We start from the raw sequence: 25,164 nt of genomic DNA, 5'->3' as shown, positions 1-25,164 counted from the left end.
AAACGCTGTAGAATCAACATTTCCTCCATTTTTTATGTATTCAAAATCTATGTCCTTTTTCTCAAAATCAAATGTGAGTTTCGCAATGCTTTTTAAGGGCAATAATCAGGACATTAAGTCCCATATTGCGCGAGTAATCAAATTTATCGGCAAGGGAAGAGATCATTTTAATGCCAAATGTCTCTTTTCCATCCACGTCTTTGGCCATATTCAGATAATCGGAAGGGTCAAAGGCGGAGCCGTTATCGCGCATACGTATAACGACAGACTCGGGCTTATTTAAAATCAGCACGTCAAACCACTTCTTTTCTCCCGGCTTAAAAGCATGTTGTACAACATTGCCGGCCATTTCCTCTATGCAGAGGGAAATTTCATTCAACATTTTTTTGTCGGTATCCCAGTTATTTTCTAACCGCAAAATGCCGGAAGATATATTCATTACTTCATCCATACTGTTGCCGATAGAAAGCTCCAGCCTGTCTTTGGGATTTCCTCCGAAATCCTCGTCCAGAAGCATATAGGACGAAATTTTCAGGGAAAATTTTCTATTCTTTATGGAAACATATAAAACAATTGTAATAAACGTAAATATTTCCCCGAGAAGGAACGCAGTCCAAACGCCGGTGCTGCCCATAGGCCTGATCAGCAAAAATGCCATTACCACGGTAAATACCAGGCTTTGGAGTACACAGATCAAAGTTGCCAGGCCTGTTTTTCTGGTACTTTGATAGAAATTCATCATAATCGTGTTTGTCAAAGCAATAGGCATTCCGACAGCAAACATCCGTATGGCTGTATTTGACATTTCCATAATAGCAGGATCCGTAACCCCGAAAATCCCTACAAAAAATGCCGGGAACAAAAGCAGTATGACAGCCCCTGCCAAACAGAGTGTCATCCCTATCCGCAGGGATGTCTTTAAGGTATCTTCAAGGGCGGTCCGATCCTCTTCCCCATAGAACATGCCGGTCACGGGAATCGCCGCCTGTCCGATGCCGACGATCAATGCGCCTACGATGTTATTTGCCTGTGTCCGGACATTCAGCGCCGTGACCGCACCTACGCCGATAACAGTAACCATAAGATTATTCAGGATCATCACTTTAAGAGTATCGCTGATCCGGCTAATGGCCGTAGGCGCTCCGGTTACGATCATAGAGGACAGTTCTTTTCCGATTCCCTTTACAGCCGTCAGTTTCAGTGTGTTGTATTTTCTGGTAAAATGCGAACAGCCTACCAGAACTGCAATGAAATAACTGATGGCTGTTGCCAGCGCCATACCCAGCATACCTTTATGTAATACAAGAACCATGAACAGATCCAACGCAATGTTACATACCGTCATAACAGCGATACACAGGATTGGCAGACGCGGGGAACCGTCGATACGGAAAAATCCCATCAGAGCCGTCATCATAAGCGTGGGAAGGGCGCCTAAAAAATAGCCATACAGATATTGGGTGGTCAACTCCTTTAGCGCTCCATGGGCGCCCAGAATATCGGCAATCTGCGGTGCAAAAAGCAAGCCGGCAACTGTAAGAACCACTCCCACAAGAAAAGCAAACAGCATGGTAACAGTGAAAATACGGCAGACCTGTTCCTTATCACCTCTGCCAAGCGCCTGGGAAGCCCTTGCCGTCCCTCCGCCGGAACAAATGTTTCCAAAGGCAGAAAAGAGCAGGCTCACAGGTCCGACAACGCCCATTGCCCCCAATGCGTCTGAGCCCAGAAAACAACCTACAATCATATTGTCAATCAGCATCCCTACCGTCGCCGTCAATGCAGACAATATGGAAACAATCACAAAAGAGCGATATAAATTTCGGACGATATAATCATTTTTCATTGGAAGTTCCTCGTTTTTTCAATGCTGCCGTCATAGCGTCCAATACATCATCCTGAGAGATTATGTAACCCAAAAACTGCCTGATCTGTTCCAGATTGTCCACAACACCGCACTCGTCAATCTCCAAGAGAGACATATATGCCATTGCCACACGGTAAGCGATAAACAGCTCCAAATGCTCCCAATAATGTTCGTCACAATCCTTATTCAACTCATAACCCGTCTTAAAATAGGGCAGGATGTCCTCGTAAAGCACTTTGCGGCAGTCTTCGCCTGCTTTGTAACCCATAAGGAAACATGCCTGGACAAAGCTGGCTACGTCATACAGATAATGAGCATAGGTACAGCCGTCAAAATCGAACAGCCAGATATTATTTTCCTCCACAAAAAAGTTATTAATATGAAAATCTCCATGGCAGATGCCATACCGCCCCAGTTCTTCCGGCAGATTGTCTACTTCCTGCTGAATGGCATGAATCCTCTTTTCGATTTCAGGCGTCATATTTACTGCCACGCGGTTTTTTAATTCGCCAAAGGTATCCTTCATCCTTTTCCGGCCATACTGGATTCCCAGTTCTCTTTCGTTGGTGCTGACATGATGGATGGTTCCTAACAGATCGCCCACACAGATAAAGAACATGGGCTTCATCTCGGTTGTGGGCTTAATGTTCCCTCGTGCCGTACGGAACATACTGGCACGGTATAAGACGCCGTCAATCTCAAATTCTTCCAGAAGAATCCCATTAAGCGACTCGTTCGGCTCACAGATGGTCTGTTTGAACGGTTTTAAGTCGTCCACCCACATCAGTTCGCTGAGAATCTCTTTCCTGCTCTTTTTAGGCGAAATACTGACGCGGATCATATAGGGCTTTTCTGAAAAAATGAAAGCATAATTCTGCGTTGAAAAACGGCATACCGCCTCATCAATGTCTACTCCATACCGTTCCAACAAAATTCCGCGCATCTTCTTTTTTAATTCTTTGTTCAATGGCCTCACTCCTTTTCGTGGCTTACGGGTTTTCAAACCGAGCGATAAATTCTTCAAAAAACAGCATACAGCCGGTGTATTCTAATGTAACGCTGAATTTATCGCACAACATGTGAACATTATACTATAAAACAATTATTCAGTCCAGTTAATAAAAATATCCAGGAACCAATAGAATGATAAGTAAGTAGTGTTGCTATTATCGAAAAAGATGCTATAATGGTTAGAAAAGAACATTTGAAATAGAAAAGCTACATCAAAAAAGCTAAGAATAAAAAATATCCTTAGCTTTCGGTAAAAAGCAGATAACGGGAATCGAACCCGCCTCTCCAGCTTGGGAAGCTAGCATTCTACCAATGAACTATATCTGCATGTCAATGATTATAGCACCAAATAGATGAAAAAGCAATTGTTTTTTTAAATTAAGAAAAAATTCAGAATTTCTATCGAAAATGTTTGGATTTGAGGCTTATAATGATGAAATATATGCTAGGAGGAGTCTATGGACAAAGTAATAGAAGTAAAAAGTCTTTATAAGTTGTACCGGGTAGGCGACGAAGTCGTGCGTGCATTGGACGGAGTAGGGTTCGATATTTTCGAGGGAGAGTTCTGTGCAATCGTAGGTACGTCAGGCTCCGGGAAGTCTACGCTTTTGAATATGCTTGCGGGACTTGAAAAACCTACCAGAGGCAGCGTGGTAATTGCAGGGCAGCACATCGAGAACCTGACGGAGGAACAGTTGGTGCGTTTCCGGAGGGACCATGTGGGGTTTATCTTCCAGTCTTTCCATCTGTTAGGAACCATGAATGCGGTGGAGAATGTGGCGCTGCCCCTAAGCTTCCGGGGCGTCCCCCGGGATGTACGGATGCGCAAGGCAGATAAGATGCTGGATTTGGTGAAGCTTAAAAAGCACAAGAAGCATCTGCCGAACCAGATGTCCGGAGGCCAGCAGCAGCGGGTAGGCGTCGCCAGGGCGTTGGTGGTAGACCCTAAGATTATATTTGCGGATGAGCCTACCGGGAATCTGGATTCCCACACATCAGAGGAGGTCATGCGGCTGATGCAGCAGGTGGTGCGAGAGCAGAAGAAGACCCTTGTCATGGTAACACATGACGCACATCTGGCGACTTATGCAGACAGAGTCTTCCATATCCGGGACGGGAAGATTCTCAAGATTGAAGAAAACCGGAAGAATGCATTACAGGGAGGACTGAAAGGATGAGAAGATTAAGAAGGATTCTGGCGGGAGTTTGTCTGGCCGCACTTTTGGCGGCAGTGTCCATGCCGGCGGGAGTGCAGGCAGAAGAAGTGCAGAAGGAGGGGCAGCCGTCTGTAGAAGCAAAGAGTGCAAGCGGCATCACGATTGTATCTCAGGATAACCGGGTGCCCACATTTGAGGCGGGAAAAGCGACGACTTGGACGCTAATTGTACATAATAATTCCGGTGTGGATTTAACGAATGCTGTGTTATCCCCAAGCCTTGGCGATACCAATGAAGAATGGCCGTTTAATACGGAATACCAGAGCTATGCCCAGGAATTAAATATAAAAAATGGTGAGTCCCAGGCAGTTTCTTTTGAATTTACCCAGAGAGAAGATGTGGCGACTTCGAGACATACTTTGCAGTTCAACGTGTATGCCCAAGGCGTTTCGGACGCTGTGGTTTCCCAGAAATTTTATGCAAATACCACGGCGAAACCCGAAGAAAAGCCAGAACCTCCGGTTGATAATACGCCGGTTCCAAACCCTGGCGACCAGATTATCGGAGACGGCGTAGATTTCCCGTCAGCCGATGCAGGCGGATTCAGTAACGGCGGCGCTTCTTTCAGCGGAGGGGGCGGTTCCGGTTCAGAAGGTTCCAATTCTGTACCAAGGGTAATCGTCACCGGATTCAAGACAGATCCGGCGGAGGTACGTGCAGGCGGCAACTTTACCCTGACCATTCATCTGAAAAATACGTCCAAATCAACGAAGGTGCGGAACATGCTGTTTGATTTGAGCGCACCGACAGAAGGAAGCGATGCACAGACGGTAGCGCCTGCATTTCTTCCGGCGTCAGGTTCCAGCTCTATTTATCTGGACGGAATCAAGGCAAACGGGGCGGCGGACATTTCTATCCAGCTCAATGCCAAGGCGGATCTGTTACAGAAACCGTACAGTGTAGACTTGTCGATGAAGTATGAAGATAGCGACGGCGCGCAGATTGATGCGGCGTCCAGTATCTCCATTCCGGTAAAGCAGGATGCAAGGTTTGAGTTCAGCGACTTCGAGATCAGCCCAGAGAGCATTTCCGTAGGCGACGAGGCGAATGTTATGTGTAACCTCTACAACTTAGGACGGATTAAGCTCTATAATGTCAAAGTAACTTTTGAGGGAACCTGCATCAAGAAGGAAGAGGTATTTCTTGGGAATGTAGAGTCCGGCGCGACAGCGTCCATCGACGCCATGTTAGAAGGCGCCCAGGCGACGGCAGGCCCGGCGAATGTGACCATGACGGTGAGCTATGAAGATGAAGCGGGCAAGATATCTACGACTACGAAGGAACTACAGATTGAAGTCATGGAGATGATGGAAGATATGTCCATGATGTCAGGTATGGATATGCCGGAAGAAGAAAAAGGATTTCCAGTGATTCCGGTGGCAGTCATCGCAGGGATTGTCCTTTTGGTCATTATCATCGTAGTCGTAAGGAAGAAAAGGAAAAAACGGCAGAGATTGAATGAAGAGGAGGAATTGCTGGATGAGCTGGATAGATCTTCTGAGGATGAGCGGTAGCAATTTAAAGCGGCGGAAGCTTCGGACCTTCCTGACTGTCCTTGGAGTGATTATCGGAACAGCGTCCATCGTCGTCATGATTTCGCTGGGACTGGGGCTGCAGGAGTCCCTCTACAGGGAGGTGGAGAATTCCGGCGGCCTGACCAGTATTAAGGTGACTGGAGCCAGCGCGGGCGACTCTATGTATTCCTACTCATATGGCAGCGAAAGCGGGGAGGAGTCGAAGAAATATATCAACGATAGGGCAGTCGGCGAGCTTGCCCAGGTGGAGCATGTGACCAATGCATCGCCCGTATATGAGATGTGGGTGAACATGATAAAAGGCAAATACGAAGGCTCCGGGCAGTTAGTGGCTATGACGCCGGAGGGGCTGGCGGCAAAGAATATCCCTCTGGGGGAAGGTACGCTCCCCACGCCTGGCGGCAGCACGCTAGAGCTGGTGTACGGCAACGGGATTCCCACGATGTTCTATGAGAAAGGAACGGGGAATGGGTATTATGAGACGATGGAGATGCCGGATATTGATTTTCTTCATGACTCCATTTTCCTGATCCTTGACCAGGACGGATACTATAATAATATGGGAAGCGGACTGGATATGGGTGTAGATGAAGGCGGCGGGCAGATGGCGAAGTCCAAGACCGTTAAGAAGCATGTAGTAAGGGCATGCGGTATGGTGAAAGGCGGACCGGAGGAGTATAATGCCAATTATTATTATATTTACTGCGATTTGGATACATTGAAACAGATTTTGAAGAAAGAATTTTCCGGAAGGGCAATTCCGGGACAGCCGACTACAAAATCGGGAAAACCGTATAAGGAATTCTGCTATTCTTACGCCCAGGTCAATGTAGACGATATCGAAAATGTCGATGCAGTAGCGGCAGCGATCCGTGAAATGGGTTACAATGTGGAGACGAATGCGGAATACCTGAACAGTATGAAGAGCCAGTTTGCCATTATCCAGGCAGTGCTGGGCGGGATCGGCGCCGTGTCCCTGTTCGTGGCGGCGATTGGAATCGCCAATACGATGATGATGTCCATCTACGAACGGACCAAGGAGATTGGCGTCATCAAGGTACTGGGATGCAGCTTGAAGAATATTAAGCAGATGTTCCTGCTGGAAGCGGCATTTATCGGACTCATGGGCGGTGCGATTGGAAATGTCTTGAGCTTCCTGATGTCGTCGGTCATCAATTTCCTGACCGGAAATGGGGCGGCAATGGGATTTGACGGGAATATTTCTTATATCCCTGTGTGGCTGGTGCTGCTGTCCATGGGATTCGCGATGCTGGTGGGTGTGATTGCAGGATATTTCCCGGCGCTGCGTGCTATGAAGCTTAGCCCGCTTGCGGCGATCCGGAATGAGTAGTGAATCCTCATTCCTCAATAATATGGATTTCAAGATAGTCGAAATCAATCATGTCCACGAAATTATCCTGTGTAAACCGTGTCTTGTCATGTCGCTTGAATTCGTCAATCGTCGCATCCAGCCAGATTGGCTTGCTCAGATCGAATTCGTAGCATATGGCGTCTAATGCGTTAAAAATCTTATGTGTCCGGGTATCGTCCGTATCATCACAGACGACGGTGTCCCGGACCATTCTGTTATCCTTGAATTCTTTTCCCCATAAACGAAACATAAACGTACCTCATTTCCTAGAAATATCATGACAAGTATAGCTGTTTTTCATACGGCTGTAAAGAGGTTTCAAATCTTTGCTATACAAATTCGGGAAGAGGGATTATAATAACTATGAAAGCGGGGATGATTGGATGATTGGAACAGGAAGGATACATGTATACTATGGAGATGGGAAGGGAAAGACCACCGCAGCCGTCGGGCTTGCCGTGCGGGCTGTAGGAGCGGGACTAAAGGTGCTGGTGTTCCAGTTCCTAAAGGACAACTCTTCCAGTGAGAGAAAAGTACTCGAAGCGCTCCCTAATGTTACCTGTCTGCCGGGGAGAAAGCAGGTGAAGTTCGTAAGCAATATGAACCGTGACGAACGGGCAGAACTTCGCCATTACAATAATAAGGCGTTGGATGAGATTATAAAGTTCTGCGGGCCTTTCGATATGCTTCTGTTGGATGAAGTGTTGTGTGCCTTGCAGTTGGACGTGATCAGTGAAGAGAAGCTGATCAGTTTCATTCAGCATAAGCCGAGAGGCTTGGAAATCGTAATGACAGGCCATGAGGTCCCGGACAGCCTGCTTGAGATGGCGGACTATGCCACGGAAATCCGGAAGGTCAAGCATCAGTTCGACTTAGGGCGTTCGGCGAGGCAGGGGATTGAATTCTAACGTATTTGTTTTCTTGATGATTTTTAAGATAATTTACAAATGTAACCACTTTCTTAAATAAATGTGAATTTCATGACATACCTTGATTCATATGGTATACTAAGGACAGTACGAATTAACTCTTCGGTATGAGAGGAGAGATACTATATGGAGAATGCAATAAAGAATTATGAGGATGTAGACAGTTGGAAGACGATTATGTTCCTGTATAACTCGGCATTGAAGGAAGTTGGGACGAAGCTTGAGATACTGAACGATGAATTCCAGCACGTACATAAGTATAATCCGATTGAGCATATCAAGACAAGAGTAAAGACACCAGAGAGTATAGTAAAGAAGTTAAGGAAGAACGGGTACGAGATATCAATCGAGAACATGGTCAAGTATGTCAACGATATTGCCGGCGTGAGGCTGATTTGCTCCTTCACATCCGACATTTATCAGTTGGGAGAGATGATCGGGAATCAGAGTGATTTGAAGGTCCTGGCAATCAAGGATTATATCAAGCGCCCGAAGGCGAGCGGTTATAAGAGCTACCATATGTTGGTATCCGTACCTATTTTTTTGTCGGACAGTGTGGTAGATACGAAAGTAGAGATACAGATCCGGACGATTGCCATGGATTTCTGGGCAAGTCTTGAGCATAAGATTTATTACAAGTTTGAAGGGAATGCCCCCGAATATATCAGCCGGGAATTGAGAGAGTGTGCGGAGATGGTGTCGTCGCTGGATGAGAAGATGCTGTCCCTGAACAAGGCGATTCTGGATTGCCTGAGAGAACAAGAAGAGTTAAGAATCAGTACGAAAAGAAATGATAGGAGCCATGCGCAGCGTATGGCAATGTCGGGCCTGAGTTAATCTCAGGCTCCTTTTTATGTCGGAGTCCTTCTTATGTGATTGATAAAGTGCAGTTGTTTCTGGAACTTTCGTTGTAAAAAATGTATTCTGTCCTCGTAATTACGCTGTAAAAAGTGTGAAAATAAAACGAAAATTCATAGTAAAAATAGGAATATTTCTCGGTTTTTTCTTGTATATTATGTGATTTGCGTGTTATGCTATGTTTGTATACCTAACTGGACGAAGTCCACCCGCCCCGCAGGGGCATGTATTACGGTGTGCCCGGAGGGTATACCTAACTGGACGAAGTCCACCCGCCCGTAGGGCATGTATTACGGTGTGCCCTTGGGTATTACTTGATGGAGGTGAGTTTTATGTATCGATCTGCAATCGAAAAACTTTACAGATGGAAAGAGCGCAAACGCCGCAAGCCGCTGATTATCGAAGGGGCAAGACAGGTGGGAAAGACTTGGCTGATGAAAGAATTTGGCAGTAAGGCTTATGATGATACCATATATATCAATTTTGATTCCAATTCCAGAATGGCAGAGTTATTTTCTGCCGATTTAAATCCCAGCCGGCTGATTCTGGGGATTGAACTGTATGTCGGAAAAAAAATAAATCCAAAGGACACGCTGCTTATATTTGATGAGGTACAGGAGGCGCCAAGAGCGCTTTCATCCCTTAAATATTTTTATGAAGACGCGCCCCAGTATCATATTATATGCGCAGGTTTCCTGCTGGGCATTGCATTGCACGAGGGGACGTCATTTCCAGTGGGGAAAGTGGATTTCCTGAGCCTTTATCCACTGTCGTTCAAGGAGTTTTTAACGGCGACCGTGGGAGAACGTTTTGCAAAACTTCTGGAAGAGCGGGACTACTCGATGATGACCGTGTTTCGTCAGACTTATATAGATGCGCTGAAATACTATTATTTTGTTGGCGGTATGCCAGAAGCAGTGCTAAGTTTTGCAGAGGAAAAGGATTTTAACGAAGTACGGGCAATCCAAAAGAGGATATTGGCGGCCTACGAACAGGATTTTTCCAAGCATGCTCCCAATGAAATAGTGCCGAAAATCCGTATGATATGGAACAGTATTCCTTCCCAGTTAGCAAAGGAGAACAAAAAGTTTATCTATGGACTTGTACGTGAGGGAGGGCGGGCAAAGGATTACGAGGCGGCAATTATGTGGCTCTGCGACTGTGGGCTTGTTCTCAAGGTCAGCCGTGTCAACGGAGCGCGGATTCCTCTGAAAGCCTATGAGGATTTAAGAGCTTTTAAACTGTTTATTGTTGACGTGGGACTTCTTGGCTGTATGGCTGGCCTGCATCAGCATACGCTTTTGGACGGCAGCGATTTATTTACTGAATTTAAGGGAGCGCTGACCGAGCAGTATGTATGTCAGCAGTTACAGACCATAGACGATTTAAGGGTCTACTATTATACCAATGACCGTGGTTCCTGTGAAGTGGATTTTATTGTTGATACCGGTGAGCAGATTATCCCTCTTGAAGTCAAGGCAGAGGTCAATCTGAAAGCAAAGAGCCTGAGAACTTACCGAGAGAAATTTAATCCCGAAATTTCCGTCCGAACGTCCATGGCGGATTACAAAAAAGAAGATTGGCTGGTCAATCTGCCTCTATATGCAGTGGAGGAAATATGTCCTGCTGGGCGGGTGGACTTCGTCCAGTTAGGTATACCCAAGGGCACACCGTAAGGCATGCCCCTGACGGGGCGGGTGGACTTCGTCCAATAAGGTATAGAAAAATAAAATAAATAAAGTGATATATTATAAAAGTCTATTTGAAGCCTGAGCCATGGATTTATATAATAGAAGGAGAGGTACGGACGCACAGGCAGATGATGCCGGGTATGAAACGTCTGAAAGGAGAAGAAAATATGCTGATAGACACCCATATGCACGAACTGACATACTCAAAGGACAGTTTCCTGAAATTAGACCAAATCGTACGGATTGCAAAGGACAGGGGACTTGGAGGAATCTGTATTACCGACCATGACAGCATGGGATTAAAGGAATATGCGGCTGAGTATTCCAGTCAGACTGGATTCCCGATTTTTGTAGGAATCGAATTCTTCTCCTTGCAGGGGGATATCGTTGCCTTCGGGATTGAGGATTACCCGAAAGAGCGCATACCGGCGCAGGATTTCATCGATTTGGTAAAGGGACAGGGCGGCGTATGTTTTGCAGCGCATCCCTTCCGCAATAACAATCGGGGTCTGGAAGAACATCTCCGGGAAGTGAGAGGGTTGGACGGGCTGGAAGTACTCAATGGGAGCACATCCATGGATGCCTGCAGGAGAGCGGCTGAATTTGCATTGGAGCTTGGGCTTTTCACCATGGGTTCAAGCGACTGCCACGTACCTGAGAAGGTTGGCGTCTGTGCGACTTATTTTCCTGAGGAGGTACATACGATGCAGGAGTTTCTTTCTGTTTTTAAAAAGGGAGAAATGAAACCGGCGCTTTATGACGGCAGGTCTTATCACACATTAGACATCAGGAACCGAAGCATACGCGAGAAACCGGAGAGCTACCGCTATGCCACATGCGCATACTGATACGTTTACAGTGGTAAAAGAGTCTGGGATTTTTCTCAAACTATTTTATAATATATCAAATATCCGTTTACCTTTTTGTCAAACAATGATAGAATATGTCTATATGTGTTGGAGGTAGGCGAACCTAAGAAGAAAGGTGGAATGTACAATGATTACAGTCAACGCAATGGGAGATAATTGCCCGATCCCGGTCGTTAAGACCAAAAAGGCAATGCAGGCGCTTACAGGGCCGGAGACAATCGAGGTTCTGGTGGACAATGAGATTGCAGTGCAGAACGTTACGAAGATGGCGTCAGGCGCAGGCGGCCAGGTATCCTCCGAGAAACTGGGGGATGCCCAGTTCAAGATTACGATTCAGATGGAAGGCGCAGTGGCGCAGGACGCGGCAGAAGACGCGGTATGTGCGCCGGATGCAAGGGACAATACGGTGGTAGTCGTTTCCTCTGACCGGATGGGTATAGGAAATGATGAACTGGGAAAAGTATTGATTAAGGGATTTATTTTTGCCGTAACACAGCTTGACACGCTGCCGAAAACCATGCTTTTCTACAACGGCGGCGCGACCTTGACGGCGGAAGGCTCTGATTCCTTAGACGACCTGAAATCTCTGGAGGCTCAGGGCGTAGAGATCATGACCTGTGGAACTTGTCTGGATTACTATGGATTGAAGGACAAGCTGGCGGTAGGTTCCGTGACGAATATGTACAGCATTGTGGAGACAATGGCGAAAGCAGGAAAGATTATCAGGCCATAGAGGTTATGGTCTTGTGGAAGGCGGATTCCGATAAGGCCTTGCGGATATGTTGATATCTAAAATTTGGGGTGCATCATTCTCTGGATATTCCAGAAATGATGCGCCTGTATCTGGAATCCGGCAGAATGAAAGGAAGGCTGGGAAGGTTCCTGGCAGATTGAAAGAAAAGAGAGGTTCAGGAGGTTTTTTGAAATGAAATCAGATGTCAGATTAACGCAATTAAGCAAGACGGCTGGATGAGCGGCTAAGATAGGTCCGGAGACCCTTGCTCAGGTACTGAGTAAGCTGCCCCAATTCCACGACGATAATTTAATAGTAGGGATCGAAACATCCGACGACGCAGCCATTTACAAAGTCACTGATGAGATTGCGATGATCCAGACGGTAGATTTCTTTACTCCGATTGTTGACGACCCTTATATGTTCGGTCAGATAGCGGCGGCAAATTCCCTAAGCGACGTATGGGCGATGGGGGGAGAGCCGGCAGTGGCGCTTAACATAGTCGGATTCCCCAATTGTCTGGATCCGGCGATTTTGGGCGACATCCTTGCGGGTGGAGCGATGAAGGTGAAAGAAGCAGGAGCCGTACTGGTCGGAGGGCATTCCGTACAGGACGACGAGCCTAAGTACGGGCTGTGCGTGTCCGGCTTTGTGCATCCTGATAAGATATTTAAGAATTTTGGCTGTAGGCCGGGAGATATCCTGGTGCTTACGAAGCAGATTGGGAGCGGTATCGTGAATACCGCAATTAAGGCGGAGATGGCGTCCCCGTCTGCGATCCGTGAGGCCCAGACAGTCATGGCTTCCCTGAATAAGAAGGGTAAGCAGGTGGTGGAGAAGTATGATGTGTCCGCATGTACGGATATTACGGGCTTCGGGCTTCTCGGGCATTGTGTTGAGATGGCGTCGGCCAGTGAAGTGACATTTGAAATCCGTGTAAAGGATATTGCATATTTTGAGGATGCGATTGATTATGCGAAGATGGGGCTGGTTCCGGCGGGAGCCTACAAGAACCGGGGCTATTCCATCGGAAAGGTAGAGACGGGAGCCGTTGAAGAGCATTATCTTGACCTGCTCTATGACCCCCAGACTTCGGGAGGTTTATTGATCAGTGTTTCGCCGGAGTATGTGCAGGAGATGCTCAGAGATTTTGAGAAGGTGGGGATGGATACGGCAGTCTCGATTATTGGAAAGGTAGCTGAGAAAAGCGATAAATTAATCCGTCTGTTCTGATGCGTTTAAGGGCGGGTATACAGCGGCAGAATGAAAAGAAAAGAGTCAGGGAATGAGAGATATGAATAAGAATAAACTATACCGCAGTATTCCCAAGGTGGATGTACTGCTGGAAAATGAAACAATTCAGGATTTGGTTGCCCATTACAGCAGGGACACGGTAATGGAAGCTATCCATATGGAGATGGACAAGTTAAGGGAATTCATCGGGCAATGTGAGGAGGAAGATGCAGCGAAGGCACAGATTGAGCTGTTGCTTGCACATATTGAGATGACGGTTGCAGCCATGCACACGCCCAATATGTGTATGGTAATCAACGGCACCGGGACGATTCTCCACACGAACCTTGGACGGGCGCCCATTGGACAGGAGCATATGCGGCGTCTGTCGGCAATTGCGACGGGATATTCCAACTTGGAATACAATTTAGAGGCGGGACGCCGTGGAGAGCGTTACTCCCATTTTGAGAAGCTGTTGTGCAAGATTACGGGAGCTGAGGCAGCCATGGCGGTAAATAATAACGCTGCGGCAGTCATGTTAATTTTGAGTTCTCTTGCGAAGGGCGGAGAAGTGGTGGTTTCCCGGGGGGAGCTGGTGGAGATTGGCGGCAAGTTCCGGATTCCGGACGTGATGGAGCAGAGTGGCGCCACGCTTGTGGAAGTCGGCACGACCAATAAGACTCATTTTGATGATTATGAGAATGCAATTACAGAGGAGACGAAAGCCCTGCTGAAAGTCCACACCAGTAATTATCGGATTGTGGGCTTTACGGAGAGCGTGGGAATCGACGAGCTGATTCCCATTGCGAAGGAGCATGAGATTCCGGTCATCGAAGATTTGGGAAGCGGCGTGTTGATTGACTTGAGCAAATATGGCATTACATATGAGCCGACCGTTCAGGATTCTATTAAGAAGGGCGCGGATGTGGTGTGTTTCAGCGGCGACAAGCTGTTAGGCGGCCCTCAGGCGGGAATCATTATAGGACGGAAAAAATATATTGACATGATGAAGAAGAACCAGCTCACAAGGGCGCTTAGGATTGACAAGTTCACGGCGGCGGCTCTTGAGATGGTGCTGCAAGAATATTTATCCGAGGAAAAAGCAATCAAGAACATCCCGGTTCTCAGGATGATTACATGCCCATTGGAGGATGTAAAATGGGAAGCCGAGGATTTGTGTAAGATATTGACGGATAAAGAGCTGCCTGCAAAGATTACGTGCGTGCCTTGCGAGTCCCAGATTGGCGGCGGCTCCCTTCCCCTTGAGCGGATTCCCAGCATGGCTGTGGCAATCCACCCGAAGAAGATTAGCGTTGCGGAGCTTGAGGAGCGTATGCGGCATCTGCCGGTTCCGGTGATTCCAAGGACGGTCAATGATACGGTGCTCCTGGATGTGAGGACGATTGAGCGGCGGTTTTTCAAGGTGCTTGCAGACCAGTTTAAGGAGCTGGACGTGTTGGAGGAAATCAGCCTGATTGCAGGACGGTGACAGACAGGATTATTTTCTGGCGGATAATAAATGGGAAAGCAGGAGAGAGTTGAAATATGAAGAATATAATCGTTGGTACGGCAGGTCATATCGACCATGGGAAGACGACGCTTATAAAGGCTCTGACGGGGAGGAATACAGACCGGTGGGAGGAAGAGCAGAGACGGGGAATCACCATTGACCTTGGATTTACTTATTTCGACCTTCCGGGCGGCGACCGTGTGGGTATCATCGACGTCCCCGGGCATGAGCGGTTCATCAATAATATGGTCGCCGGAGTGGTGGGCATGGATTTGGTGCTGCTGGTGATTGCGGCAGACGAGGGTATCATGCCCCAGACGAAGGAACATGTGGATATCCTGAACCTGCTGGGAATTGAGAAGAGTATTATTGTTTTAAATAAATGCGACCTTGTGGATGAAGAGTGGCTGGAGCTTGTTGAGGAAGAGGTAAAGGAAGAGTTAGAGGGAACGTTCCTTGCGGATGCTCCGGTGGTCAAGGTGTCGGCGGCGACGGGCGAGGGCCTTGAGGGATTGATTGGATTGATTGAGCGTATGACCAGCGACGAGGTGGTGGCGAAGGATATTCAGACGATTCCCAGGCTGCCGGTAGACCGTGCCTTTACACTGTCAGGTTTCGGGACGATTATTACCGGGACGCTGGTATCCGGGACAATTACCAAAGAAGATACGCTGGAGATGTACCCGGTGGGCAAGGAGTGTAAGATTCGCAGTATTCAGGTGCATGGACAGGACAAGGAGGCGTGCTATGCCGGACAGCGTGTGGCAATCAATCTGTCCAATGTGAAGAAGAAGGAGATTAAGAGAGGCTGTGTGCTGGCTCCTAAGAACAGTATGAAGAATACGGATTTGCTGGATGTGAAGCTGAGAATCCTGGATTCTTCCGTAAGGATTTTGACGAACCATATGCGGCTGCATTTTTTTACAGGAACCAGCGAGGTGCTGTGCCGTGCCGTCCTGCTTGACAGGGAGGAAATCGGACCAGGAGAGAGCGGGTTCGTGCAGCTTAGGCTGGAAGAAGAGGTGGCGGTAAGGCGCGGCGATAAATTTGTCGTGCGTTTCTATTCGCCTATGGAAACGATTGGAGGAGGAGAGGTGTTAGAGCCCAATCCAAGAGTAAAGCGGCGGTTCCAGCAGGATGTTATTGAAGAGCTAAAGCGGAAGGAGTCCGGCTCCACGGCGGACGTGATTGAGCTGCATGTGAAGGGGCATGGGGATACCCTGATTACGGTTGCGGAGCTTGCGAAGCTTACCGCTTTGTCTCTGGAAGAAGTGAAGGAGGATGTGGAGCAGTTAGAGTCGCAAGGACTGGTCTGTGTATTCCCTATGCGCAAAGATATCTATGTGTGGCATAGTGACAGCAGGCGCAAAGCAAGACAGACCATTCAGGATGCGCTCAAGGCTTATGAAGAGAGGTTTCCGTATCGGTATGGCATGAAGAAGGCGGAGGTTCAGGCGACCCATTTCCAGAAAATCAAGGCAAATGTTTTCGATAAGATACTGGAAATGTTGATTGACGATGGCTGCCTGAGGCGTGTAGACGAGTTTTTGTGTACGCCGGAGTATGAGGTGAAAAAGGACGGCACCTATGACAAGGTGTCAGGGATTCTTCTGGATACGTTCGGAAAAGCGAAGTATGATTTTGCCCGTTACTCCGAGATTGATTTCAAGGGCGTTGACAGGATGATTGGGGACGATATCCTCAATATCCTTCTGGAAGAGCAGAAAATCGTGAAGGTCACGGATGATATGTATACGCTGAAGGAATATATGGAGCGTGCGAAGGAAGTAATCAAAGAGAAGCTTAGAGAGGATCCTCTGATTACGATTGCACAGGTCCGGGATTTGTTTGAGACTAGCAGAAAGAGCGCTAAACCGATACTTGAGTACATGGATAGTATTAAAGTAACTAAGAAGACGGGGGCAGAGAGCGAAAGGATTGCGTACTAATGAATTTGAAGCAATTAGAAGCCTTCGTCCAGGTGGCGGAAGGCGGTAGTTTTTCAAAGGCAGCAAAGGAGCTGTTTCTGACGCAGCCTACCATCAGCGCGCATATTGCTTCTTTGGAGAAGGAGCTGAGCGTAAGGCTGTTTGTAAGGAATACGAAGGAGGTCGGCTTATCGGACGACGGGAAAGATTTATATAAATATGCCAGGCAGATTGTAGATTTGGAGAAGAAGATTGAAGAGCGTTTCGGCGGGAAGGATGCCGGGGAGAAGCACTGTATTACGATTGCGGCGTCTACCATACCTGCGCAGTATCTTCTGCCTAAGGTACTGATTCGTTTTAATGAGCGGTATCCAGAAGAGCAGATTAAGATTACTGAGACGGACAGCACGAAGGTTGTGACTCAGATTGTGGAACACATGGCGGATGTGGGGTTCACGGGTACGGTGCTTGAAAAGAAGCATTGTAAATATATTCCTTTCTACAAGGATGAACTGGTGATCATTACGCCCAATACGGAGAAGTACCGGAAACTGAAAGAGGAGTCGCCGGAGGATATCCGGTGGATTCTAAAGGAACATGTGATTATGCGGGAGGAAGGCTCCGGTACGCGTAAGGAAGCGAAGAAGCAGTTGAAGCGGGCGGGGGTGAACCCGTCGGAGCTGGATATCATTGCCAGTATTGAGAATCAGGAGACGATTAAGAAGTCTGTGCGGCAGGGAATGGGGGTATCGGTATTGTCCCGCCTTGCTACCAAGGATGAGACGCGGGATGGGTATGTGCTTGCATTTCCGATTCCGAAATCTGACGATGGGAGAGATATTAATCTGGTGTATAATAAGAATTACCAACTCTCGGGGTCGGCGGAACGGTTCATCAAGGTGGTAAGGGAAGTTTATCAGGTGAAGAAGTAGAAGGATTGATAACAGATGGGAGGGGATGCGTCATATCCCCTCCCATAGTTATTCCTTGATTTCATCAATATCTGTAAGATTTACACCCAGAGAAGTTAGAACTGCCTTCAATGAGCGATAATCTTTTTTCAGGCTTTCGTATGTCTCTGTAGCATTTTCTTTCCTTGCAATCATCATATGAGCCTGTACCCTTTGAAAAGCATTTATATTTCTTTCTATAATTTCGCCATTACTTGGCATATGCCCACCTCCTGGATTATGAAACACAACGTATTGTTATAACGATTTTAGTATAACATAATCGGAGAACAAAGTCTATTCATTTTCCCGTCGGAATAAATGCTATTTATTTAAAAAATCTATAAATAATGGTTTATATAAAAGATTTCGATTAGACGAAATGGGAAAATGGGAATATACTATAGAAAGAAACAGTCTTCGGAATTACTTGTTTCCGGAGATTTTTTTTGCTGGTGGAAAGGATGGATAAGGAAATGATTTATCTGGATAATGCGGCGACTACGATGCATAAGCCGCAGGAAGTGATTGAGGCGGTGGCGGCGGCAATGGGCTCGATGGGCAATGCAGGAAGAGGCGTGAATGATGCTTCTTTAAGCGCATCCCGTATCATTTATGATACCCGGGAGAAGATCTGCCGGATGGTAGGCGGAACAGACCCAAGACAGGTGGTGTTTACCTGCAATTCGACAGAAAGCCTGAATATTGCGCTCCGCGGGCTGTTGGAGCCGGGGGACCATGTGATTACGACCATGTTGGAGCATAACTCTGTACTTCGCCCCCTTTATGATTTGGAGACAAGGGGGACAAGCCTTACAATCGTGAAGAGTGACGAGAAGGGGAACTTTGATCTCGAGGATATCAAGAAAGCAATCAGGCCAGAGACGAAGGTAATCGTGTGTACCAACGGCTCAAATCTGACGGGGAATTATGTGGATTTGAAGCCGATTGGCGAATTTGCGCGCAAGAAAGGAATCTTGTTCGTGGTGGATGCGTCCCAGACGGCGGGGGTTTTTCCGATTGACGTAGAGGAGATGAAGATAGACGTGCTCTGCTTCACCGGGCATAAGGGTCTGTTAGGACCTCAGGGTACAGGCGGCATGTATGTGCGGGAAGGCGTGAAGGTACGTTCCCTGAAGGCAGGGGGGACCGGCGTCCAGACCTACAGTAAGACGCAGCCGGCTCAGATGCCTACGGCATTGGAGGCAGGAACGCTGAACGGACATGGGATTGCCGGGCTTCATGCGGCGCTTGCATATATCGAGAAGTACGGGATGGACAAGATTCGTTCCAGGGAGCAGGAATTGATGCAGAGGTTCTATGAAGGCGTCAAGGATATTGAAAATGTGACGGTATATGGGGATTTTAGCACAATGAACCGCTGTGCAATCGTGACGCTGAATATCGGGGATTATGATTCTTCAGAAGTGAGTGATGAGCTTCTTACAGAATATGGAATTTCTACAAGGTCAGGAGGGCATTGCGCACCGCTTATGCACGAGGCGCTCGGGACGGTGGAACAGGGGGCTGTGAGATTCAGCTTCTCACATTTTAACACGGATGAAGAAGTGGACACGGCAATAAAGGCTGTCCGGGAACTAGTGCGCTGACCGTATTATATTCAGGCAAACCTCCTTGCCTATTCGCCCATCTGCCGCGTTGGATTTTCTAACCGTAGCCACCGCTACGCCGTCGAAAATCCGCCTTGCAGATGAACGAATATCCTGCGGAGTTTTGCCAGATATAATGCGGTCAGCACACTAGCCAGGGATGAGGAATTATAGAGCGTGACTAGAAAATGCTGTATGAGGATGATTGCTGGCACAAAAGAAAGGTTTTAGGAGGAACTAAGATGAATTTATCTGATTCAAAGAAAAAACTGGCGTTAGCCGGTGTAATCTGCGGACTTGTAGCGGCATGTCTCGCATTCATGGGCAATCCGGCGAACATGGCGTTCTGTATCGCATGTTTTATCCGTGATACCGCCGGGGCGCTTGGTATGCATCAGGCAGAGGTAGTACAGTATGCAAGGCCGGAAATTATCGGCCTGGTACTGGGAGCATTTGCAATCTCTGTCGCAACAAAGGAGTATCGTTCCACAGGAGGCTCATCACCGATGATTCGCTTCATCCTGGGAATGATTATCGTAATCGGCTCTCTCGTATTCTTGGGATGCCCGCTGCGTATGGTGATCCGTATGTCGGCAGGAGATTTGAATGCATGGGTTGCGTTGATAGGATTTATCCTTGGAGTAGGAACAGGCGTGTTCGCCCTGAAGAAAGGTTTCAGTCTTGGCAGGGCGCATGCTGTAAATAAAGTGGGCGGAACCATGCTTCCGGCAATGATGGTGGGAATCCTGATTCTTGCACTGTTCTCATCCGTCTTAAAGGCCAGTGAGGCAGGACCGGGAAGCATGCATGCGCCGCTGATTGCGTCATTGATAGGCGGTTTGGTATTCGGAGCGGTCGCACAGAAGTCGAGAATGTGCTTCGCAGGAAGTATCCGCGACGTCATTCTGATGAAGAACTTCGATTTGTTCAGTGTGATTGCAGGCTTGTTCGTAGTTATGCTGGTATTTAACATTGCTACCAGCCGTTTTGTGGTAGGATTCAATACGCCGGGAATCATTGCGCATTCTGACCATTTGTGGAATATCCTGGGCATGTATACCGTAGGATTTGCGGCCACATTGGCTGGAGGATGCCCGCTGCGTCAGTTGATTCTTGCAGGGCAAGGCTCCTCTGACTCAGCCGTGACGGTGATGGGAATGTTCGTAGGCGCGGCTCTGTGCCACAATCTGGGGCTTGCGGCAAGCGGCACGGCCATGAATGCAGAGACGAAGGAACTGGTAGCAGGCGCAGTACCGCCTCACGGGAAGGTGGCATGTATTGTGTGCATTCTCGTATGTTTTGTAATCGCATTTACGTGTAAGAGGGATGAAGCAAAATAAAAGACATGCAGGGATGTCTCATATTGGATGTGGGGACAATAAAAAAGGATTGAAATTATGAACAATACATAGTATTCTATGAAAGAAGGTAATAATATGAAGGAAGTAGATGCAAGAGGCCTTTCTTGTCCGGAACCGTTGATGCTGACCGCGGAGGCGCTGAAAAGCGCGTCCGGACCAGTCAAGATACTGGTGACAGAGCCTCATCAGAAGATGAATGTGGAGAAATACGCCAAGGATCACGGTAAGAAATCAACTGCCAGCGAGAAGGACGGATATTTTGAAGTGGTGATTGAGTAGACATGAGGAAAAAAGAATTAAAATTAGTCGTGACATTCCACACGACTGCGGATGCGATGGCGATGGAGAAGGCGTGTAAGGAATATCAGGTTCCGGGACGTATCATTCCCGTCCCAAGGGCAATTTCGGCCGGGTGCGGATTGTCCTGGTGCGCGGCGCTTGAAGAGCGGGAGCAGATTGTGGAGATGATGCGAAAGGCAGGGATCGAGGAAGAGGAGATGCACGAGTGCATGGTATAGTAAGCCTCAACAGCTCTTGCAGGAGAATACGACGCAGAAAAAGACAGGTATGTGTAAACGTACCTGTCTTTTAAGGTGTAACATCCATAACTAAACTCCTTTAACAAACGTATCCAATACATGCGGCAGCAGTCTGTCGCTGTATTCCGTAAGTGAAAAATTCCCTTTGAAGAGGGCCCAGTCATAGAGCAATGCCCGCTCGTACATAGCATAGATGTTCATCAGTTCTTCGGTTGTGCTGGTATTGCTGAATTCCCCGCTTCCCAGGGCATCATCAATAATCTCTGAAATCCATTTGAAATAAAATCGCTTGTGGTCTGACAGCGACTTCTTGTCCTTCGTCGTAAGCTGAGAAGAATAGAGGAAGGCAAGGAGGGTAATATCAACGCTTGTCTCAATCATATAGAACAATTCGTGGTTCAGGAACAGCAGCTTGTCGTAGGCTGACATATCCGGTGCGACCACAGTATACAGTTCCTCGTACTTCTGGTCGAATAAGTCCGAGAGTGAGTTGAGCAGCGCCTCTTTCCCCTTAAAATAATGATAAAATGTTCCTTTGGACGTCTTGGACGCCGTAATAATATCCTCTACTGTGGTAGAGTCATATCCGTTCTTATAGAACAGGTTCCAAGCGGCTTTTACAATGCGGCTTTTCGTTGATCGCCTTTTACGCGGCATTGGCATCATTCCTTTCCTTTTTCGACATGCAGTCAGAGGACATGCCATGGTTGAATATCTTCATACTTAATGTATAAGAAGAGAAGCGGATTATTGCTGTAACCCGCTTCTTTGCTTATTGCAGTATATCACATATTGCCGTAAAATGCAAAACTAATACGCATCTTAATTATATAAATCTTAATATATAGGTTAACCTACCTGGAAACCATACTTCAACGGATCGGTCGGATCAATGAGGTATGTCGCAACGCCTGTCAGGTAGCAGCTTCCGGTAATCATCGGGATAACTGCGTCATAATCTTCTACCTTTGTTGTCTCCTTGATTACGCCTTTGAACCGTGTGCCGATAAAGCTCTCATAAATGAATTCCTCGCCTACTTTGATCTCGCCCCAGTGATGAAGGGTAGCAAGTTTTGCGCTTGTACCGGTTCCGCAAGGTGAACGGTCAGCCATAGCATCGCCGAAGATAACCACATTCCTCATGTTTGCTTTGTCCGGATTCGGTGTAGGACCATAGAACTCAACCAAATCAACAGAAGTGATGTCGAGCAGCGGATGCTGGATCGGGATATCTCTGTTGATGATCTCAAGCATCTTCATGCCCAGTTCTGCATATGCCGGAACTGTCTTAGGGTTAATCTCTCCGATGTCAAGCTTCGTGGTATCCACAAGTGCGAAGAAGCTTCCGCCGAAGGAAATCGTAAATTCAATCTCTTTCCCGTCGATAGTCACTTTCTGATTCTCTTTGTAAACGAAAGCAGGTACATTGGTCAGGGTCACGCTCTCTACCTTTCCTTCCTTTACAATAGCGGTCGTACGAATTAATCCGGCAGGAGCGTCCAGAACAACCTCGTTCTCCCCCTCTTTGGACTCAACAAGGCCTGCCTCGATTGCAACCGTAACCGCACCGATTGTACAGTGTCCGCACATGTTCAGGTATCCGCCTGTGTCCATGAACATTACGCCGAAGTCAGCTTCCTTGTTCACCGGCTCGCACAGGAAAGCGCCGAACATATCGTGGTGTCCGCGAGGCTCAAACATCAAAGCGGTACGAACCTGATCGTAGTTCTCCTCCATCCATTTCTTCTTCTCAATCATAGTGTTGCCCTGCGGCTCTGGGAAACCACCAATGACGATACGGCAGAACTCTCCGACGGTATGGGAGTCAACTACCTGCAATGCACTTTCGAAACGACCGAAATTAACATTTGCTTTCAATTCCATAATTCTTATACCTCCTAAAGAAATTTAAATATTTATAGATAAAAACTATAAATTTACTGTAAAAACACTTTAAAAGTCCCCTTACTTTTCCGTGTTTTAAAAAAATGTATTACAACATACAGGAAAAAAATCCACTATAAACGACAGCGATGTAAAAATTAGACTGCGTTCTAGTATGCCGTTCAATTTCTTATACTTATTATGTACGAAAACCCTTGAAAAGTCAATGGTTTTTTGATGTTATAAAAATATTAAAAAAGTGTTGAAATTAGGCGGGAATTATGCTATTGTTAAAACACATGAGAGAATAGATATGGGGGTAGTTGGGTGACTGGTGTGCCTCCTGGTCTTCAAAACCAGTGTGGGGCGTTAAGAGCGTCCCGGGTGGGTTCGATTCCCACATGCCCTCGCCAGAAGATATCATTTATAGATGTTATTTATAGATTGTGCAGCAGCAGGAAGTAAGTAGACGAACTGTGAAGTTTTGTTTTTTACTTATAATTTAATCAAAAAAGGAGAAGGATAGCAATGGGAAATGTACAGATTTTGTTACGTCAGCATGTCGGCGCGCCTTGCGCGGCAATCGTAAAAGCTGGGGACGAAGTAAAAAAAGGTACGAAGATTGCGACACCGACAGGCCTCGGGGCTAACATTTTTTCCAGCGTATACGGCGTAGTGGAAGAAGTGCTGGAAGACAGAATCATCATCAGACCGGACGAAGAGCAGAAGGATGAGTTTGTCCCGATTGAGGTAGAGGACGAGAACGATAAGCTTGCCATGGTGAAAGAAGCCGGAATCGTTGGTATGGGCGGCGCCGGATTCCCGACAGGAGTGAAGCTTGGCATCAATCTGGCTGAGACGGAGATGGCGGAGCTTGATCCGGAGATTAATCCGGAACTTCCGGCAGACTTTAAGCTGGAGCACAGTTATATACTGATCAATGCCGCCGAGTGCGAGCCGGGCCTTGAGCATAATATCAGACAGATTGAAGAACAGTGCGGCAAGGTTGTGCGCGGCGTGAAGTATTGTATGGAGATTACCCATGCGGACAAGGCCATATTTGCGATCAAGAAGAAGAACGAGAAGGCAATCGAGATCCTGAGGAAAGCGATTGCAGGAGAGGATGAGATTTCTATCCACCTTCTGCCGGATATCTACCCGATGGGCGAGGAACGTGCGGTAGTGAGAGAATGTCTGGGCGTGAACCTTACGACGATGCAGCTCCCGTCAGCCGCAAGGTCTGTTGTTGTGAATCTTGAGACGGCAGCGAAGATTGCGGAAGCAATTGACGAGAAGAAGCCATGTATTACCAAGAACTTAACGGTACGCGGCAAGATTAACGGAGGCAATCAGGCGCATGTATTCATGGATGTGCCGGTGGGCGTAAGCGTTGGCGAGCTGATTGAGAAAGCAGGCGGTATCGAAGGCGTATACGGCGAGATTATTATGGGCGGAGCCTTTACCGGAAAGTCAACGGAACTTGACGCGCCGATTACGAAGACGACAGGCGGCATTCTTGTTACGATTGAGTTCCCGGATCTTCACGGAGCGAACGTAGGGCTTCTTGTCTGTGCGTGCGGTGGAAGTGAAGAACGTATGCGTGAGATTGCGGATAAGATGAACGGCAAAGTAGTATCCGTATGCAGATGTAAGCAGGCAATCGAGAATAAGCCGGGCGCACCGCTCAAGTGTCTGAGGCCAGGGAATTGTCCGGGACAGGTTAAGAACAATATGCAGTTTAAGAAGGATAAGTGTGAATATATTATCATCGGCAACTGCTCCGACTGTTCCAATACGGTTATGGCATCCGGCCCGAAGATGGGATTGAAGGTCTTCCATCAGACAGACCATGTGATGAGGACTGTTGGCCATGCGCTTTATAGGACGTTAAGAGTTTCTAAACAGGTAGACCAGCTCCCGAACGGGAAATAATATTTTGTGTTAATAAAAGCGGTATTGCTGTTGCAGGCAATAAGGCAAGGGACCCCCGATTCTTTTGCCTGGGGATAGAGAGGTACTCTCCACATTGCATGTAATTGTTATATACATTTCATGCCGTGAATGTCA

Annotated in this window: 23 protein-coding genes and 2 tRNA genes; 18 read left to right on the top strand and 7 right to left on the bottom strand. The window is 47.4% G+C overall.

What is annotated here, in order from left to right:
* Positions 1 to 67 precede the first annotated feature (67 nt).
* The 3 genes from AC6I3O_RS21590 to AC6I3O_RS21580 form a co-directional block, all read right to left on the bottom strand.
* The gene (locus AC6I3O_RS21590) at positions 68 to 1,846 is read right to left on the bottom strand and encodes an MATE family efflux transporter (RefSeq protein WP_497852632.1); all 1,779 of its coding nucleotides are present in this window, start codon (positions 1,844 to 1,846) and stop codon (positions 68 to 70) included.
* On the bottom strand, positions 1,836 to 2,834 hold the full coding sequence (locus AC6I3O_RS21585; RefSeq protein ID WP_497852631.1) for a phosphotransferase enzyme family protein: 999 nt from the start codon (positions 2,832 to 2,834) through the stop codon (positions 1,836 to 1,838). Before AC6I3O_RS21585 ends, AC6I3O_RS21590 begins: the two co-directional genes overlap by 11 nt.
* Positions 2,835 to 3,134: 300 nt before the next feature.
* A tRNA-Gly gene (locus AC6I3O_RS21580) sits at positions 3,135 to 3,205 on the bottom strand.
* A 131-nt stretch (positions 3,206 to 3,336) separates the two neighbouring features.
* Between AC6I3O_RS21580 and AC6I3O_RS21575 the strand changes: the two genes are divergently transcribed.
* The 3 genes from AC6I3O_RS21575 to AC6I3O_RS21565 are packed head-to-tail and all read left to right on the top strand — an operon-like array spanning position 3,337 to position 6,981.
* Positions 3,337 to 4,056, top strand: coding sequence for an ABC transporter ATP-binding protein (locus tag AC6I3O_RS21575; protein WP_497852630.1), 720 nt, complete (start codon positions 3,337 to 3,339; stop codon positions 4,054 to 4,056).
* A complete protein-coding gene (locus AC6I3O_RS21570) occupies positions 4,053 to 5,609 on the top strand; it encodes a COG1361 S-layer family protein (protein WP_497852629.1) in 1,557 nt (518 codons plus the stop codon). The genes AC6I3O_RS21575 and AC6I3O_RS21570 overlap by 4 nt, the downstream gene beginning before the upstream one ends.
* The gene (locus AC6I3O_RS21565) at positions 5,575 to 6,981 is read left to right on the top strand and encodes an ABC transporter permease (protein ID WP_497852628.1); all 1,407 of its coding nucleotides are present in this window, start codon (positions 5,575 to 5,577) and stop codon (positions 6,979 to 6,981) included. The genes AC6I3O_RS21570 and AC6I3O_RS21565 overlap by 35 nt, the downstream gene beginning before the upstream one ends.
* Positions 6,982 to 6,988: 7 nt before the next feature.
* On the opposite strand, the gene AC6I3O_RS21560 is transcribed toward AC6I3O_RS21565, so the two are convergent.
* Complete coding sequence (locus AC6I3O_RS21560) at positions 6,989 to 7,252, bottom strand: hypothetical protein (RefSeq protein ID WP_497852627.1); 264 nt, start codon at positions 7,250 to 7,252, stop codon at positions 6,989 to 6,991.
* 76 nt (positions 7,253 to 7,328) lie between these two features.
* Here AC6I3O_RS21560 and AC6I3O_RS21555 point away from each other — a divergent pair, with 76 nt between their 5' ends.
* The 9 genes from AC6I3O_RS21555 (at position 7,329) to AC6I3O_RS21515 (ending at position 17,685) form a co-directional block, all read left to right on the top strand.
* Complete coding sequence (locus tag AC6I3O_RS21555; RefSeq protein ID WP_497852626.1) at positions 7,329 to 7,910, top strand: cob(I)yrinic acid a,c-diamide adenosyltransferase; 582 nt, start codon at positions 7,329 to 7,331, stop codon at positions 7,908 to 7,910.
* A 147-nt stretch (positions 7,911 to 8,057) separates the two neighbouring features.
* Entirely contained in the window at positions 8,058 to 8,768 is a 711-nt protein-coding gene (locus AC6I3O_RS21550) for a GTP pyrophosphokinase (protein ID WP_497852625.1), read from the top strand.
* Positions 8,769 to 9,121: 353 nt separating this feature from the next.
* Positions 9,122 to 10,465 carry an ATP-binding protein gene (locus AC6I3O_RS21545; protein ID WP_497852624.1) on the top strand — a complete coding sequence of 448 codons (1,344 nt, stop codon included), beginning with the start codon at positions 9,122 to 9,124 and terminating at the stop codon, positions 10,463 to 10,465.
* Between the two features lie 182 nt (positions 10,466 to 10,647).
* Entirely contained in the window at positions 10,648 to 11,328 is a 681-nt protein-coding gene (locus tag AC6I3O_RS21540; RefSeq protein ID WP_497853557.1) for a PHP domain-containing protein, read from the top strand.
* Between the two features lie 148 nt (positions 11,329 to 11,476).
* Entirely contained in the window at positions 11,477 to 12,082 is a 606-nt protein-coding gene (yedF, locus tag AC6I3O_RS21535) for a sulfurtransferase-like selenium metabolism protein YedF (RefSeq protein ID WP_497852623.1), read from the top strand.
* 192 nt (positions 12,083 to 12,274) lie between these two features.
* Positions 12,275 to 13,315: a selenide, water dikinase SelD gene (selD, locus tag AC6I3O_RS21530; RefSeq protein ID WP_497852622.1), complete on the top strand. Its 1,041-nt coding sequence runs from the start codon at positions 12,275 to 12,277 to the stop codon at positions 13,313 to 13,315.
* A gap of 61 nt (positions 13,316 to 13,376) precedes the next feature.
* Positions 13,377 to 14,804, top strand: a complete 1,428-nt coding sequence (gene selA, locus AC6I3O_RS21525) for an L-seryl-tRNA(Sec) selenium transferase (RefSeq protein ID WP_497852621.1) — start codon at positions 13,377 to 13,379, stop codon at positions 14,802 to 14,804.
* A gap of 56 nt (positions 14,805 to 14,860) precedes the next feature.
* Positions 14,861 to 16,774, top strand: a complete 1,914-nt coding sequence (selB, locus tag AC6I3O_RS21520; protein WP_497852620.1) for a selenocysteine-specific translation elongation factor — start codon at positions 14,861 to 14,863, stop codon at positions 16,772 to 16,774.
* Entirely contained in the window at positions 16,774 to 17,685 is a 912-nt protein-coding gene (locus AC6I3O_RS21515; RefSeq protein WP_497852619.1) for a selenium metabolism-associated LysR family transcriptional regulator, read from the top strand. Before selB ends, AC6I3O_RS21515 begins: the two co-directional genes overlap by 1 nt.
* A 48-nt stretch (positions 17,686 to 17,733) precedes the next feature.
* Here AC6I3O_RS21515 and AC6I3O_RS21510 read toward each other — a convergent pair whose 3' ends face one another.
* On the bottom strand, positions 17,734 to 17,925 hold the full coding sequence (locus AC6I3O_RS21510; RefSeq protein ID WP_497852618.1) for a hypothetical protein: 192 nt from the start codon (positions 17,923 to 17,925) through the stop codon (positions 17,734 to 17,736).
* 254 nt (positions 17,926 to 18,179) lie between these two features.
* Here AC6I3O_RS21510 and AC6I3O_RS21505 point away from each other — a divergent pair, with 254 nt between their 5' ends.
* From AC6I3O_RS21505 to AC6I3O_RS21490, 4 genes are all read left to right on the top strand, one after another.
* On the top strand, positions 18,180 to 19,313 hold the full coding sequence (locus AC6I3O_RS21505) for an aminotransferase class V-fold PLP-dependent enzyme (RefSeq protein WP_497853555.1): 1,134 nt from the start codon (positions 18,180 to 18,182) through the stop codon (positions 19,311 to 19,313).
* 242 nt (positions 19,314 to 19,555) lie between these two features.
* On the top strand, positions 19,556 to 20,653 hold the full coding sequence (gene yedE / locus AC6I3O_RS21500) for a YedE family putative selenium transporter (RefSeq protein WP_497852617.1): 1,098 nt from the start codon (positions 19,556 to 19,558) through the stop codon (positions 20,651 to 20,653).
* Positions 20,654 to 20,749: 96 nt separating this feature from the next.
* Entirely contained in the window at positions 20,750 to 20,953 is a 204-nt protein-coding gene (locus tag AC6I3O_RS21495) for a sulfurtransferase TusA family protein (RefSeq protein WP_497852616.1), read from the top strand.
* A 2-nt stretch (positions 20,954 to 20,955) separates the two neighbouring features.
* A complete protein-coding gene (locus tag AC6I3O_RS21490) occupies positions 20,956 to 21,192 on the top strand; it encodes a putative Se/S carrier protein (RefSeq protein ID WP_497852615.1) in 237 nt (78 codons plus the stop codon).
* Positions 21,193 to 21,282: 90 nt separating this feature from the next.
* On the opposite strand, the gene AC6I3O_RS21485 is transcribed toward AC6I3O_RS21490, so the two are convergent.
* Together AC6I3O_RS21485 and AC6I3O_RS21480 are read right to left on the bottom strand one after the other, a co-directional pair.
* A complete protein-coding gene (locus AC6I3O_RS21485) occupies positions 21,283 to 21,870 on the bottom strand; it encodes a TetR/AcrR family transcriptional regulator (protein WP_497852614.1) in 588 nt (195 codons plus the stop codon).
* Positions 21,871 to 22,062: 192 nt separating this feature from the next.
* Complete coding sequence (locus AC6I3O_RS21480; protein ID WP_497852613.1) at positions 22,063 to 23,097, bottom strand: proline racemase family protein; 1,035 nt, start codon at positions 23,095 to 23,097, stop codon at positions 22,063 to 22,065.
* A 315-nt stretch (positions 23,098 to 23,412) separates the two neighbouring features.
* Between AC6I3O_RS21480 and AC6I3O_RS21475 the strand changes: the two genes are divergently transcribed.
* Positions 23,413 to 23,510, top strand: a tRNA-Sec gene (locus AC6I3O_RS21475).
* A 115-nt stretch (positions 23,511 to 23,625) separates the two neighbouring features.
* Entirely contained in the window at positions 23,626 to 25,029 is a 1,404-nt protein-coding gene (locus tag AC6I3O_RS21470; protein WP_497852612.1) for a proline reductase-associated electron transfer protein PrdC, read from the top strand.
* The last annotated feature ends 135 nt before the right edge of the window (positions 25,030 to 25,164 follow it).

The organism is Sporofaciens sp. St.21A7 (genome assembly GCF_059728535.1).
Note: the sequence above shows the minus strand (reverse complement) of the source record. Positions and strands in the feature narration are given on the sequence as shown.